This window comes from Chloroflexota bacterium (genome assembly GCA_020161265.1).
Lineage (GTDB): Bacteria > Chloroflexota > Chloroflexia > Chloroflexales > Herpetosiphonaceae > Herpetosiphon.
In genome coordinates this window covers 141,198-155,799 of sequence record JAIUOC010000011.1, presented here as the reverse complement: position 1 = coordinate 155,799, position 14,602 = coordinate 141,198, and the positions used below count along the sequence as shown (strand labels likewise).

General features: G+C 50.2%; 11 protein-coding genes and 1 tRNA gene. 8 read left to right on the top strand and 4 right to left on the bottom strand.

What is annotated here, in order from left to right:
• Positions 1-111 precede the first annotated feature (111 nt).
• Positions 112-1,503: a hypothetical protein gene (locus tag LCH85_23165; protein MCA0354906.1), complete on the bottom strand. Its 1,392-nt coding sequence runs from the start codon at positions 1,501-1,503 to the stop codon at positions 112-114.
• Between the two features lie 140 nt (positions 1,504-1,643).
• On the opposite strand from LCH85_23165, the gene LCH85_23160 reads away from it, so the two are divergent.
• Positions 1,644-2,441 (top strand): alpha/beta hydrolase, encoded by a 798-nt coding sequence (locus tag LCH85_23160; protein ID MCA0354905.1) that lies wholly within the window; start codon positions 1,644-1,646, stop codon positions 2,439-2,441.
• A gap of 48 nt (positions 2,442-2,489) precedes the next feature.
• Here LCH85_23160 and LCH85_23155 read toward each other — a convergent pair whose 3' ends face one another.
• Complete coding sequence (locus tag LCH85_23155) at positions 2,490-2,996, bottom strand: ClbS/DfsB family four-helix bundle protein (protein ID MCA0354904.1); 507 nt, start codon at positions 2,994-2,996, stop codon at positions 2,490-2,492.
• Positions 2,997-3,058: 62 nt separating this feature from the next.
• A complete protein-coding gene (locus LCH85_23150) occupies positions 3,059-3,574 on the bottom strand; it encodes a ClbS/DfsB family four-helix bundle protein (GenBank protein MCA0354903.1) in 516 nt (171 codons plus the stop codon).
• 120 nt (positions 3,575-3,694) lie between these two features.
• On the opposite strand from LCH85_23150, the gene LCH85_23145 reads away from it, so the two are divergent.
• Positions 3,695-3,832 (top strand): M48 family metallopeptidase, encoded by a 138-nt coding sequence (locus LCH85_23145; protein MCA0354902.1) that lies wholly within the window; start codon positions 3,695-3,697, stop codon positions 3,830-3,832.
• A gap of 49 nt (positions 3,833-3,881) precedes the next feature.
• On the opposite strand, the gene LCH85_23140 is transcribed toward LCH85_23145, so the two are convergent.
• A tRNA-Gly gene (locus LCH85_23140) sits at positions 3,882-3,957 on the bottom strand.
• 153 nt (positions 3,958-4,110) lie between these two features.
• On the opposite strand from LCH85_23140, the gene LCH85_23135 reads away from it, so the two are divergent.
• From LCH85_23135 to LCH85_23110, 6 genes are all read left to right on the top strand, one after another.
• Positions 4,111-5,895 (top strand): protein kinase, encoded by a 1,785-nt coding sequence (locus LCH85_23135; protein MCA0354901.1) that lies wholly within the window; start codon positions 4,111-4,113, stop codon positions 5,893-5,895.
• A 143-nt stretch (positions 5,896-6,038) separates the two neighbouring features.
• The gene (locus tag LCH85_23130; protein ID MCA0354900.1) at positions 6,039-7,841 is read left to right on the top strand and encodes a protein kinase; all 1,803 of its coding nucleotides are present in this window, start codon (positions 6,039-6,041) and stop codon (positions 7,839-7,841) included.
• 121 nt (positions 7,842-7,962) lie between these two features.
• Positions 7,963-10,779, top strand: coding sequence for a hypothetical protein (locus LCH85_23125; protein MCA0354899.1), 2,817 nt, complete (start codon positions 7,963-7,965; stop codon positions 10,777-10,779).
• Between the two features lie 128 nt (positions 10,780-10,907).
• The gene (locus tag LCH85_23120; GenBank protein MCA0354898.1) at positions 10,908-11,417 is read left to right on the top strand and encodes a pilus assembly protein; all 510 of its coding nucleotides are present in this window, start codon (positions 10,908-10,910) and stop codon (positions 11,415-11,417) included.
• An 18-nt stretch (positions 11,418-11,435) separates the two neighbouring features.
• Positions 11,436-11,969 carry a pilus assembly protein gene (locus tag LCH85_23115; GenBank protein MCA0354897.1) on the top strand — a complete coding sequence of 178 codons (534 nt, stop codon included), beginning with the start codon at positions 11,436-11,438 and terminating at the stop codon, positions 11,967-11,969.
• 53 nt (positions 11,970-12,022) lie between these two features.
• Positions 12,023-14,542 carry a VWA domain-containing protein gene (locus LCH85_23110; protein MCA0354896.1) on the top strand — a complete coding sequence of 840 codons (2,520 nt, stop codon included), beginning with the start codon at positions 12,023-12,025 and terminating at the stop codon, positions 14,540-14,542.
• Positions 14,543-14,602 lie beyond the last annotated feature (60 nt).

Genomic DNA, 14,602 nt, shown 5'->3' with positions numbered 1-14,602 from the left:
AGCTATCAGCAATAGGCTATCGGCTAAAAAACAGGCCCATACCTGCCGAGAACTATCAGCAGGTATGGCGATTATCGCCCGATGCTGGGCTTTTAGCAAGCAGTATTTTGGCTAAGGCGCTAAAATCAAACGTGGATTATGCGGCTGGCTGCTCAAGGCTTGGCCGATAGGTTGCAATTGGTTGCTGCCCCGTTGAGCCTTAAACAATTGCCAGCCATTCGCTTGCGGGGCAAAAAAGTACAACACTTGTTCGTTCCAGCCCGCCATCACGGCTTGTTGCGGCAAAATTTGGCTTTGGCCTTCTGGGTTGACGATCAAGCCATTGGATTGTTCAGTGCCGTTGAGCGCCAACCAATCGTCAGCTGCCCACACGCTCGGCTCGCAGCTATTGGCTGGCAGGGCACTTAACACGCTATTACGAACATAGCTCGGCTGATCGTGGTTGCATAGCAGCATGGCTTGGCCACTTGGGCTTAATGAAACGGCAATTGCCTGTAGATTTTCGAGCAATGCTACCTCGTCGCTGCCATTCCAGCGATAGATCGTGGGAATCCCATCGCGTGGCTGATCAACATAGATCAAGCTATTAGCCTTAATTTCAGCTTCGAAGGCCATAGCTTGGGCTAACGGCGTAATTGTGCCAGTGTTGGCATCAAACACGATAAAGCTAGCACGGCCATCGGGCTGGCTATTAAATTGGGTGATCAGTTGTTGATCAAGCCAGCCAATCACCTGAGATGCCATTGCTAAGGGGTCAGCAGTAATTGGCGTGAAACTGGCATCAGCAAAGCGATAAACTTGCACCGTTGGGTTGCCCCAACCGCCACCAGTGCCAAAACTGCTGGCCGAAGCAAACGCTAAATGGCTGCCATCAGCAGATAATTCCAAATTCACTTCAAGATCTGGCGTGTTGGTCAAACGCTGGGCGGTGCCAGTTGCCACATCAACTGCATACAAATCAACTTGTTGTTCGTGGGCCGAAGCCAGCATCAGCGTGTTGCCATCGCGCGACCAAACTGGAGCTTGTTCAATTAAGGCACTTTTACGGCCTAACGCAGGTGCTTGATCCGAAGCAGTGGTTGGCAGCAAATTAAGCAAGCGGCGTGGATTCTGCTCATCAACATCCACAACCCATAACTCAGCCAAATCGATTTGCTCGGTTTTGGGATGATTATTGTTGACCACCACAATTGCCAGTTGCTTGCCATTGGGCGAGGCCGACCACGGCAAGTAGGCATTTGGCTGGGTTGCATTGGCCAATTGATACGGTTGACCTGCTAAACTAATGGCGTGAATACTGCCATCAGCAGGCAGATCAAAAATAACTGAGCCAGTGCTAATTGTCGGTTCGGCGCTATAATCGGCCAGGGTTGCGGTTGGGCGTTCGGGCAATGAGCTAGCAGGTAGGGCTGGGCTGGGCTGGGCAGTGGGCTGGGTCGCAGGTTGGGTGGCACAAGCAGCCAAAAATAGCCCCAACCCGACGATTTGGGCAATCCGTCGCATGGTTCGTTCCTCCTCAATTGGTTGGGTGATAGTGCTCATTGTAGCGAAGGTGGCCGAAATTACCCTGATGATCGATTGAAAATTAGCTGATACTTAGCCTACAATAGCAACAGGTTTTATCTAACGAGCAAGGAGTGTTTATGGCTTCACATCTGGTCAACGGTGTTCGTTACTACTACGAGGAGCGAGGAAGTGGCGATCAGGTGATTTTCTTCGGCCATGGGTTGATGTATCATTGGCGGATTTTTGAGCCACAAATGGAATATTTCGCCGCCAAAGGCTTTCGCTGTATTGCCATCGATTGGCGTGGGCAGGGCCAAACTGAGGGCGGCGGCACACTCGACGATTATTCAATGTATCGGCTTGGCGCGGATGCTTATCAGTTATTGAGCGATCTTGGCATCAAGCGAGTGCACTGGGTTGGGGTTTCGATGGGTGGCATGATCGGCCTGCGGCTCTACCCCAAACACCCCGAACTGTTCCTCTCATTCACGTTAATTGATTCATCAGCAGGCGATGCACCCGAATTGCTCGATGGCTATCGCCAAATGGGCGATGCCTACTTGGCGTATGGCTTGATTCCGCCCTTGCAAGAAGGCTTGGATGCAGTGTTTTATACGCCCAAAATGGCCGAGCGCTACCCCCAAGTGCTGGCCTATTGGCATGCCTACTGGACCAACGCCGACCGTGAATCACTCTACAAAGCGATCATTCCGGTGATTGATCGCGACGATGTGACCAACACGATCAGCCAAATTGCGGTGCCAACCCTGATTGTGGTTGGCGTTGAAGATATGTCTACACCGCCAGCCAAGAGCGAAGCCATGCAGCAACTGATTGCCAACGCTCAATTGCGCTATATTGATGATGCCAGCCATATGTCGATTTTAGAGCAACCTGAGGCGATTACCGCTGCAATGGCCGAATTTATTGGCTAAAAATCATGCTAAGGCCACAAGCTTTTTAGTTTGTGGCCTTGCTTAGAATTAGCGAGCGAGAATTGCCTGCATCCATGGTAAATGCTCGGCATAATGTTCGTAAGCCATCCATCGAACAATTGGATCATCGAGGTTTGAGCTGGCTTGAAACTCACGATGCGGGCGCAGCAAATCACTATCACTAAATTGATTGATGCGAGCTATAAGTGCTTGGCGAGTGGTTTCGAGGGTGGCATAAACTTCGTCGAGCGGTACATCGCGGTAGCGTTGGTACAGAATCTGGTTAACTTCCTCGTAGCCTTGCTTCCAAACCGCTTCATCGATAGCAATGCTGGCTGGCCGAGATTCTGAATTCAACAAAGCCTGCAAGGTTTTTTCCCATAGCGCCAAATGAATCACATGATCTTTGATCGTCCAGCCTGCGGCATCAGTTGGGCCAGTTAATTGTTCATAGCTTAATCCATGCAAAAACGTTTGTAATGCTTGCCAATCAGCAGCATGCCGTGTTTGTATATCTGTTACCGTCATAGCAGCTTGATCATCACATTGGCTCATAGCCCATTCCTTCCAATATATCATTATTGGTTCATTGGATTAATAATATATAGATCATTGGCTTAGCTGTTGAGAATTGCCTGCATCCATGGCAAATGCTCGGCATAATGTTCAAAGGTATTACCCACAATCCAGCCAATAATCGGATCATCGTTGGTTGAGCCAGTTTGGAACTCGCGATGAGGCCGCATTAAATCGCTATCGTTCAGTTGGTTGATATGGGCTAGCAGGGTTTGGTGGTTGGTTTCGAGGGTGGCAACCACTTCATCAAGTGGTAGATCGTGGTAGCGTTGTTGTAGAATGCTGTTAACTTCCTCGTAGCCTTGTTGCCAAACTGCCTCATCAATCCCAAAGCTGGCAGCACGCGATTCAGCCTTGAGCAAGGCCTGTAAGCTGTTTTCCCACAGCGCCAAGTGCATCGTATGATCTTTGATTGTCCAGCCTGCGGCATCGGTTGGGCCAGTGAGTTGTGTGTGGCTTAAACCACCCAAAAACGTTTGTAGTTCTTGCCAACCAGCGGCGATCCGTGCTTGTAAATTTGCTACCGTGATCGCAGCTTGATCATCAAATTGGCTCATGGTCGATTCCTTCCAAATAAATCACCACACTATGATAGTGCTAGCATAGCAGCATTCGGCCAAAATACCTCGTTCTTTAGCACGAATAAGCTAAAGGCTTAGCGCTACTTTTGGCGAGTTATGCTCTCTGTTCTCTGGGGACTGGTGCATATGCTTGAGCCACATCATCAACGCCCATTCTGGGAGCATCTAGGCCGGGCGATGCCCGATTATCTGACGCGTAAACAATGGTTGCAGATCTATGGTGGTGGCCTGTAAGGTTTTTCAAGCAACAAAAAAACACCCCATTTGATGGAGTGTTTTGGTGTGGAGCGGGAAACGGGGTTCGAACCCGCAACCTTCTGTTTGGGAAACAGATGCGCTGCCAATTGCGCCATTCCCGCATCGTTAAGCTCCCTGAGTATACTCAAAAGCGTGATGACTGTCAACTTAGCTAATTCTTAAAAATTTATTGCCTCACACCAGATGCTAGCGCAGCGAGCCAAATAAATATGGTAAACTAGCGCCATTATGTTATTTTTGTTGAGAGTGCCTTCATGAAAATTCCCAAGGGAGTGATTCTTAACCAAAATTATGAAATCCAGCAACAGGTTGGTGGTGGTGGTGGCGGCAATGTCTACGAAGCGTTTGACCATAATTTGCAGAAACGGGTTGCGGTCAAACACCTTTTGCTTGATGGTTTGCCAGCGATCAAGGCCTTCAAACGCGAAGCCCAACTACTCGCCAACCTTGATCACCCATGTTTGCCGCGGGTGCTCGACCATTTTGAGCACGATCTTGGCCAGTTTTTGGTGATGGATTATATCGAAGGCGACGATCTGAGCCAGCGTTTAGAGGCTCAAAACGGGCCACTTGGCTTACAACAGGTCTTGGCTTGGGCTGATCAACTTTTAGATTTACTTGATTATCTGCAAACTGCCCATGCTACGCCGATTATTCATCGCGATATTAAACCAGCCAATATTAAAATTACCCCACGCGGCCAGCTCAAATTGATCGACTTTGGCTTAGCCAAAAGTGCTATGTCCACCCAAGTCAATAGTGTGCTGAAAAGCATCCATGGCTATACCCAGACCTACGCCCCGCCCGAGCAAATTTACCAAACAGGCACCGACGAACGCAGCGATTTATTTGCCTTAGGCGCAACCCTCTATCATTTATTAACAGGCCGCCCGCCCACCGATGGCAACAACAAAACCATCGATGCGCTGATCCGTGATGCGGCGGTAATTCAGAGCAAGCCCGACCCAATCGTTGCGCCAATGCTGCTCAATCCTGCAATTCCTGAGCCAATTAGTCAGGTGATTATGCGGGCAATGGCGCTTAAAAAGGAAGAGCGTTTTGCCAGTGCCGCCGAATTTCGCCAAGCGCTCAAGCAACCGAGCCAAAGCTCAACCAGCGGCTCGCTGAAGAGCTTGCTTGGCACGATGAGCAAGGCGATTACCACGCCAATTAAAGCGGTTACCACCAACCACACGAATAGTCAGAGTGTCGGCATCAGTGCCGCCGCGATCAGCCAACCCTTGCGCTTGCCAGCCCAAGCCACTGCTGCAACGACTCGCCTCAAACGCTGGAGTTCGCTGATGCTGGTGGTGTTAATTGGTTTAGTTGGTGGCAGTTGGTGGTGGGTTAAAGTCCAGCCCAATAGTGCTCAAGCAGATGATCCTCAAGCTAATTCACGACCTGCTCTTATTCTTAATTCAGAATCTGCTGAACAGCCTAGTGTGACTACTGGACAGAGTGTTGCCCAACCAACTATCACGCTAGTTCAAGCCACAGCAACTGTTGTCCAGGCAAGCGCAACTGTTACCACAGTGCCGCCAACTGCCGTGGTAGCCCAGCCCACGGCGCGGCCTGCTACCGCGCGACCAGCGGCCCAACCGACCCAACGACCAACGGCTCAGCCGACCAATCCTCCCCCGCCGTCCGACCGCGATGGCGATGGTGTGGCTGATGCCAATGATCCCTGCCCAGATACCAATGGCCCAAATAATGGCTGCCCTGCGCCTACCGCAGTGCCCGATCGTGATGGTGATGGCGTGGTTGATGCCAATGATCCCTGTCCCGATGTGGCTGGGCCGAATAATGGCTGCCCAGTGGTCGAGCCAACCGCGATTGCCGATCGCGATGGCGATACCATTCCTGATGATCGTGATGTTTGCCCGAGCGAGCCTGGTGATCCTTCGCGTAATGGCTGCCCGAAACCCAAAGATCCACCAACTGAGCGGCCAACCAACACGCCACAACCTCCGCCAACCAATACACCGCGTCCAATTACTGATCGCTTTACGCCAACACCTACACCGAAGATCGACAAATAATTTAAACTCAATAGCAAGACCAATCACTCTCAGTCCATAATATCTAGGCAAATAGAGTATAATCGGGCGCATAACATCGATTTGGTTGAAGCAAAAATGCTATCCAACAACCAGCATAACGATTGAACCTGACGAGGAAGGCTATGTTTCCAAATGGCATGATCCTACATGATACCTATGAAATTCGTGAGCGAATTGGCCATGGCGGCGGGGGAGCCGTCTATGCTGCTTACGATATTAAGTTGCGCAAAATGGTGGCGCTCAAACATTTGCACCTTGAGGGCGAACATGCGATCAAAGCCTTTGGCCATGAAGCCAGTCTTTTGGCCAACTTACAACATCCAAGTTTGCCCAAAGTTTATTTGCACTTTACAACCAATGATAGCCAATTTTTGGTGATGGATTTGATCGATGGCGCGGATTTGAGCAGTATGCTCGAACGCCAAGGCGGCCCGCTGCCGGTTGAGCAAGTGCTGGCTTGGGCTGATCAACTGTTGAGTGTCTTGACCTACCTGCATACCTTCTATCGTCAGCCGATCGTCCATCGTGATATTAAGCCTGCTAATATCAAAATTACTTCACGCGGTGAATTAAAGCTGCTGGATTTTGGCTTAGCCAAGGCTGAAATTTTTACCAATATGAAAAGTGCCATGCATAGTGTTCATGGCTATACCTTGACCTACGCACCGCCTGAACAAATTAATCAAGAAGGTACTGACCCGCGCAGCGATTTGTATTCGTTGGGCGCGACCCTCTATCATTTATTAACTGGGCGTACCCCAGCCGATGGCGACGGCAAAACCGCTGATGCATTGGCGCGAACCTTGGCGATGGCCAAACGCAAGCCCGACCCAATTATTGCCCCCCAACGCTTCAACCCATCAATTCCAGATCATGTCAATCAGGCGATTATGCGTTCGTTGGAGATTGATGCCGATGAGCGGTTTGCGTCGGCTGAAGAATTTCGACTTGCCTTGGCTCAACCCTATGCGCCAGTCAATAATGCCCAAACCAAAATTTTGCCATCGACGATTAGCTCGAGGGCGATTACTGGGCCAGCAAAACAGCCAACAAGTCGCGATAGCCAACCCAGCCCAGGTATGTACAAGCCAAATAGTAGCTATCCAGTTGAAGCAAGCGCTGAGGCAATGCCTCAACCACAGCCAACGCCGAGCTATAAACGCTTTTGGCCACTTTTGCTGATTTTATTGCTTGGTGGTGCTGGTGGTGGTTGGTGGCTTAACCGTGATGCGCAATTGAACACTGATTCAGATCGCATCACTGCTACGTTGATGGCTCAGCCCAGCCAAGACCTGCCAACCAATACGGTGCTAGCGGTGGTGGCCCAGCCAACGTTCACCGTAGGCGCTGCGACGAGCGAGCCAACCACGATTGCTAATGATCAAGCAACCGCGACCAGCGAACTAACCCCGGCAAGCACAGCGACCAGTGGGCCAGCTCAGCCAACCAATGCTAATCTACCTGCAACTGCTCGGCCTGCAGCGACCAATCGCCCTGCAACAACCCGCCCAGCGGCAACTAATCGCCCTGTGCCAACCAATCCACCAGCAGTCCAACCAACTAATCCACCAGCAGTCCAACCAACTAATCCACCAGCACCAAGTGATCGGGATGGCGATGGCTTTAATGATGATGCTGATGGCTGTCCTGATGTAGCTGGCCCCAATAATGGATGTCCGGCGGTGGTCGAGCCAACTGCACCGCCCGCCGTCGTTGATACGGATGGCGATACGATTCCCGATACTGTTGATGCTTGTCCACGTGAGCCTGGTGACCCATCACGCAATGGTTGCCCCAAGCCAGCTGAGCAACCAACTGATCGGCCTCAACAACCAACCAATCCACCTTTACCAAGTAATACGCCTAAACCAGTTATTCAACCCACCAAGGAACCGCCACCACCGCCACCACCACCAGGGCCATAATCGATCAAAAGCTCAGGCACGAAACTGGTGCTTGAGCTTTTGGCCAATTCAATCAGCGTGATCAAGTATAATCACTGCTATTTGCTCAACCATGGAACCCGAGCGTTGCGAAGGAAGTGTTATGCAGTTGATTCTTGGTTTGCTTTTAGCCCCAGTGTTGCTTTATCTGCCTGGCCTGGTTTGGGGGCGTTTTGGTCATCGCAGCAGCGATTGGCTTGATCGTCAGTTTGAGCGTATGACGGTGAGTGCGCTGTGGACAGGCTGGTGGGGCTTGGTCTTGGCAAGCCTTGGCTGGTTTAGTTTGCTGCATTTGGTGCTTGGCACAGCGCTTTTTTGTGGCCTAGGTTGGTGGCTGAGCCACAAATTTGGTCTGGCTCCACTCGAAACTACCGAGGCTCGCCCAGCTTGGGAGCGTTGGCTGTTTATCATTGGCTTGCTCATTTTTGCGGCAATCGTAGCTCGCCCATTCGAAACTGTTTTGGGTGGGCGTGATGCTGGGGTTTACACAGTTACTGGTTTTGCGATTGAGCGCACTGGCAGCATTGTCCAAGATGAAGCTTTGGTGGCCGAGATTGTGCGGGCAATGAACTACAACGACCGCAATCTCTCCGAGCCAGCCAAACAAGCCTACAGCAACCTGCTTGGCAAACAAGATCCTGAGCGTTTTTTGAGCACCCGCTTTCATCAACCCAGCTTTTTTATGACCGAGGAATCGGCGGCGGCGGGCAAATCTTATCCCAATAACTTTCACCTCTACCCAACTTGGATCGCGATCTGGACGAGTTTATTTGGCTTGTATGGCGGCTTGCTGGCCACGGGCTATTTGGGTTGGCTAGGTGCGTGGAGTGTGGCCATGGTTGGGCGGCGCGTTGTGCGTGGCAAGGCCAGCGCTTGGATGGGCGTTTTAGCTTTAGGCTTGCTGAGCCTGAATAGCCTACAAATTTGGTTTAGCCGCTACTCGACTGCTGAAGCTGGAGCGCAGTGGACAGTTTGGGGTGGCTTGGCCATGTGGGCCGCCTACAGCCAAATCGCGCCTGATCAGCGTAGTACCCGCCGTAGTTTATGGTATGGCGCATTATGTGGCTTGGCGATTGGTCAACTGGCGCTGATGCGGCTCGAATTTTACTTTGGGGTTTTTCCAATTGTGCTGTATTTGGCAGCAGCGCTGATTCGCCGCCGCTGGCGTATGGGCGAAACTGCCATGCTGCTCGGCTTTGGCCTGATGATGGTGCATGCCGCCATTCACATCAGCACCATTGGCTGGCTCTATTTTATGAACAATACCTGGGGCAAGTTCCAAGATTTTGCGATTATCTCGCGTTTGGTGCACCCCTTCTATCCACCATTGTTGCAAGATATTCGTGGCAACAACTCCAAAGCTTGGATTTTAGAGAGCAACAGTCGTTTAGCACTTGAATTGGGTTTGGTGCTGCTTGGTCTATTCGTGCTTTGGGCCTTGTGGCGGTTTCCACGTTTGCTGAATTGGGTTGAAGCGCAAACCCAACGTTGGCAAGGCTGGTTGTTGGGTGGCGTGGCTGTGGGCTTGGTCTTGTTGGCGAGCTACGCCTATTTTATTCGGCCACAGCATCTTTCAAGCGCGGCACTTCTGCATCCAATTGAGCATGCCAGCACTTGGAATAGCTATATCGGCGGGATTTTGCCAATTCCTGACATTAAGCCACGCCAAACGGCGATCGCCTATGGCAATATGGTACGACTGGGTTGGTATTTTTCGCCCTTGGGAATTGGCTTAGGTATCGCAGGTTTGGCGCTCTGGATTTGGCGCGACATGAATCGCAGTTCATGGCTGATCTTGCTGTTGGGTATTTTGTATGGTGCGTTTAGTGTCAATGATTCGTATGGCACTGCCGATCAAACCTACATTTATATTGCGCGGCGCTTTATTCCAGGCGCGGTGCCAATGCTCACCTTGGGCATGGCATGGCTCTTGGCCAAGGGCTTGATTCAATCGCGCTGGCTTTGGCGAGTGGCTAGTGGCGCGATGGCGACCGCGATGCTGCTGTTTTTTGCGGCAACTGGCTGGCGCACGATTGCCCATGTTGAATATCAAGGTGCGTTAGCTGCGCTGACTGAACTTGCCAACCAAACTGAGCCAAATGCAATTGTGCTCATGCGCGGTGGGGACCGTGATTCCTCGACCAATATTGCTACGCCAATGCACTATTTATTTGATCGCGATTATTTGGTGGCCTACAGCGATGATCCCACGCCCTATCGCGATTTACTGGCCCAGCAAGTGCGCAATTGGCAAGCTCAAGGTCGCCCAGTCTATGTGATGCTTGGCTCACGTGGTGGCATGCTTAATTTGCCGGGCTTTCGCTACGAAAATATTGAGCTATTTGACTTACCATTAAAAGAATGGCAACAACTCCAACTGCAAAAGCCCTTTACGGCGGGCGATGTACGCTTTACCTATCGCATGTATCGGCTGGTGGCTGATCCTACGCCAATGACTGGTCAGCAAATCATTGCGATTGACGACTATCGTTGGCAGCATAGCGGAATCAACCCAGTTGAAACCAACCCCAAAACGAACCAACGTTATGCTTGGACGACTGGCAATGCCAATTGGATTATGCCAGCGGTTGCCACTAGCTCAAACTTAAGCTTTAGTGTAGGATTAGGGTTAGTACCACCATCACTCGTAAACCAACCAGTTGAGCTTTGTTTAAGTGCCAGCTATTTGATCAAGCAGCCGATTAGTCAGCCATTAGGCTGTCAACCACTGAGCAGCAGTGAACCAACCGTGTTAACTTGGCAACTGCCAGCCTTGCCCGAGCACGATTGGTTGCTACAGTTGAGCCTCAGTCGAACCTGGACACCTAACGATTATGCCGCCGAATACCCCAGCCTACCCAACGATGCCCGCAGCCTTGGCATTCAATGGAGTGGCATAGTCTGGCAGATTGATCAATAATAGCTTATGGTAATTCTTAAACAAAAATTGGTACTATCGCACTATAGGCTAATCGACATTGACTTGTGTATACTGACCATAAGCTCCAAACGTGGAACGTATGCGCATAACCAACACGGGAGGTACGTATGAAACGAAAATCGCGAGGGCAAGCCCTTGTTGAGTTTGCCTTGGTTTTTCCCCTTATTATGACGTTCTTATTCGCATCAATTGAAATGGGCTTTTTTGTTTATTCCTGGTCGCAAGCCAACTATGCCGCCCGCCGTGGGGCCGAACAAGCTTCATCAGGGCCACCAGTGCGGGCACTTTCTGAAATTGGCTATGATACAGCAGACGACGATTGTGTAAGCTTGATTCGGGCAGCCGCCTTACGCACCACGATAGGCATCCAACCATCAGATGTTAAGATGGGATATAAGCGTACAGCCAATGATACTGCCGAAGTTGTTGATTCGGCTAACCCAACGATCTATCGTAAGGCTGGCTATATTATGCAGGTACAGGTTGAGTATGAATATCAACCGCTTACCCCGGTTGGCGATTTGTTGCTAGATGGACGAATTATTGACGCAACCTCGCGCCGCACGATTGTCCGCTACGATTTTTCGAGCATTGACCCACTTTCGGTTTGCCGCTAATCAATGAGGTATCTGACCATGCTCAAGCTTAAACACAAGCGCAAAAAGGCAGGCCAAGCCTTGGTTGAGTTTGCGCTAACCGTGACTGTCTTATTCTTTTTTCTTTCAGCAATTATTGATCTTGGTTTAGCCTTTTTTGCCCATCAGGGTTTGAAGGGTGCCGCCTACGAGGCCGTTTCATATGGGGCATTGTTTCCAATAAGAAGTGATGGAACTATCAATACCCAAGAAATTCGCGACCGGCTACGTTATGAAAGTGGTGCTCCCTCGGATGGCACAGGCGCACGCTTTGTCAACTTATTTGATCTTGATAACAATGGGGCAGCTGATCCAGCCAGTGTTCAAGCAGATCGAATTACTATTACCTTTATCCCAAGTCCAGTGCCAAATAGTGTACCAGTGGATTGTGCTAACCCAGCGACGATGATGCGCCAATTTTGCGATATTCGGGTTAGCGTTCGCTATCGCTATAAACCATTCTTTTCATTCGCTTCGTTGTTGGGTGCCCAATGGATTGAACTAACCGCCATTCAACAACATACCTTACCTTAGTTAATATCTATCACGACAGTGGTATTGAGCTTTATTTTTACGGAGGATTGGCTATGAACTTAAGTCGCATGATGCGACGTGTAGCCCAACCAGTCGCAGGACAATCATTAGTATTCTCTGCTATTTTGTTCTTCGTCTTGATTGGTTTCGCTGCACTAGCCATTGATACAGGCGAAGCGTTTAGTCGCCAACGCCAACAGCAAGCAGCTTCAACTGCTGCTACCATCAGTGGCTTGGAAACGTTGGGTGTCGATGGCAACGATAACGCCGTTGTGGCTGCAATCGAAGCCGCCTTGGCTGCTAATGGGATCACCAACGCCCAGCCAATCGTCGGCGATTGGCCGAACCTCGACCCAACCGTAAACTACTATCGAGCCTTCTATACCCAACGTGGCTCACGGGTTGAATACCCAGTTGGAACATTCAGCGGCAGCGTGCCAACTGAACTCAATGGGATTCGGGTGGAAGTTCGCTCGGCTCGCAACACAATTTTTGCCCAGGCTTTAGGCGTTGATACGCTCGAAGTTTCAGCTGATAACAAAGCAACTTGGTGTCAATGTGCGACCTATGTCTTCCCAATCGCGGTCTCGACCGACAAGATGTTGGGGACGTTGCCAGGTCAGAGCGTTACCCTCACATGGACAAAAAACAAAATTACCAATGCTGTCGATGAAAAGAACTACTTCGTTTGGGCTGAATGGACGGCTGGTAGCAACGCCGACAATCGCTTGAAGGAATCATTGGGCGGTAGCGGTGATTTGATCAAAGGTTTGACCGAAACCACACCGCCAGCTGGTTATAGCAATACCAGTAATAATGGAATCATCAACAATGAGGACTGGATCAAAGTTTCGGATAGTGTGCTAACCCCAGGTTCGACCGCCTTAACCTCGTTGATGAATGCGCTGAAGAGTGGTAAGCCAATTTTGCTGCCAACCTTTAGCAAACTCAGCTACACAGGCACAACCCCTAAATATGCTAGCTTCCGATCAGGTGGCTTTGTACGGGTGATATTGACGAACTTTACTAGCAATACCATTACACTACGCTATGTTGACGCGAATTCCAACTGTCCATGTGTTGACGTACCCCTACCACCAACACCACCTGAAGTTAAGGTAACCCTTGATCAAAAGTTGATTTGGTACCTGCCAAGTATTACCACAACTAGCTATGATATTGCGTTGGTGGTTGACGTTTCTGGTTCGATGAAATGGTGCTGGAACAACCAGAACACTTGTGGCACCAACGCCAACGCTCGCTGGTATCTGGTCAAAGAGTTCTTGCGCAAGTTCTCGTATAAGATGCTTGATGTTTGGAATGCCCCAGAAGGCGCAAACATGAACAATGCAACCTTATTCCCTAACGAAGAACTGATTGGTAAAGGTGGCGATAACCGGATTGCAGTTGTGCGCTTCAGTGGCGGCGCTCGAACTGACAGCCCTTCATTTGGCTTTGTCAATTCACCATCTGGCAGTGATGTAGGCAGTATCAGCTCCCGTACTACGGCCATGAAAGCTAAAATGACTACCTTTATCAACTGGATCACTTCTGGCAACATGAATGGTAGTACGGCTGGAGCAGCAGGCTTGAATGAAGGGATTCGCTACTTCGACAATGTGGGTGCTGATTCACGTAAAGATCGTTTTGGTCGCCCAATCAAGCTGGTTATGATGATGCTGACTGACGGCTTGACCAATGTGATGTACGACGGCCCACAAATCGGTGAACAAAATAGTCAAATCAGACGACATTATACGCTTAGTGGCAGTTCGTATAAATATTGTAAGGCACCCAACGACCCAACCCGAGGCAATTTGCGAACAGAAGGCCATCCTGATTATCCAATCACCGACTTGCCTGATGTGCAAGCCAACTGTCCATGGAATGGCGAAGGCAGCGGCAATGGCTATGCTAAGGCTCCAATTGCATCATTGATCGAAGTCTCCGATCGTGCACGCAATCGAGAAGCGCCCAAGCGGCCAATTAGTATCGTCGCGATCTTGGTGGGCGACCAACAAACCTATGGTCTTTCAGACTTGCGGATTGATCGGATTGCTTCAACTGGTGGGGCATTCTACGCCAAAGATCCAAACTCGCTCAACTATGCGCTTATTGCGATTCTTGAGAGCTTGGCCCAACCATGCTATGAGCGCGATGCACTTATTCCAGCAGCTTCGGCCAAGATTACTGTTCGCGATAGTACTGGTGCAGTTGTTGCTGGGATGGGCAATATGCAAGCTTCAACAACTGGCAGCTTAATCTTTAGAGTACCAGAACCTGGCAATTATAGCTTTGTCGCTGAACGCAGAGTAACGGCTTGGAGTGAATTCCCCTTGGGTGCAGGCGAAACGCTTGATCCAAACATGTATAACTCGACCCGTGACCCACGCTTGGCTGGCACAAGCTACTTGCCACAACTGTACAACCGCTTGCAAGCACCCGAGGATATTGTGTATCGCAATGCGATCCCATTCAGTATCCCTGAAGATGCTGAAGGCATGATTGATTTGGGCAAATATACCCTGATCATCGCTGAGAACGAAGCCTTCAAGGGACTTTGCCCAGAATAAGCTAAGTTCTAGTACAATTATCGAGAGGTCATGGAATACGCACAGCCAATGGCTGTGCGT

What these genes read in the sequence shown, in the direction of transcription:
- LCH85_23145 (MCA0354902.1), top strand. Translation starts at nt 3,695, where the DNA reads ATGCTCTCTGTTCTCTGGGGACTGGTGCATATGCTTGAGCCACATCAT.
- LCH85_23110 (MCA0354896.1), top strand. Translation starts at nt 12,023, where the DNA reads ATGAACTTAAGTCGCATGATGCGACGTGTAGCCCAACCAGTCGCAGGA.
- LCH85_23150 (MCA0354903.1), bottom strand. Translation starts at nt 3,574, where the DNA reads ATGAGCCAATTTGATGATCAAGCTGCGATCACGGTAGCAAATTTACAA.
- LCH85_23160 (MCA0354905.1), top strand. Translation starts at nt 1,644, where the DNA reads ATGGCTTCACATCTGGTCAACGGTGTTCGTTACTACTACGAGGAGCGA.
- LCH85_23120 (MCA0354898.1), top strand. Translation starts at nt 10,908, where the DNA reads ATGAAACGAAAATCGCGAGGGCAAGCCCTTGTTGAGTTTGCCTTGGTT.
- LCH85_23165 (MCA0354906.1), bottom strand. Translation starts at nt 1,503, where the DNA reads ATGCGACGGATTGCCCAAATCGTCGGGTTGGGGCTATTTTTGGCTGCT.
- LCH85_23135 (MCA0354901.1), top strand. Translation starts at nt 4,111, where the DNA reads ATGAAAATTCCCAAGGGAGTGATTCTTAACCAAAATTATGAAATCCAG.
- LCH85_23125 (MCA0354899.1), top strand. Translation starts at nt 7,963, where the DNA reads ATGCAGTTGATTCTTGGTTTGCTTTTAGCCCCAGTGTTGCTTTATCTG.
- LCH85_23130 (MCA0354900.1), top strand. Translation starts at nt 6,039, where the DNA reads ATGTTTCCAAATGGCATGATCCTACATGATACCTATGAAATTCGTGAG.
- LCH85_23115 (MCA0354897.1), top strand. Translation starts at nt 11,436, where the DNA reads ATGCTCAAGCTTAAACACAAGCGCAAAAAGGCAGGCCAAGCCTTGGTT.
- LCH85_23155 (MCA0354904.1), bottom strand. Translation starts at nt 2,996, where the DNA reads ATGAGCCAATGTGATGATCAAGCTGCTATGACGGTAACAGATATACAA.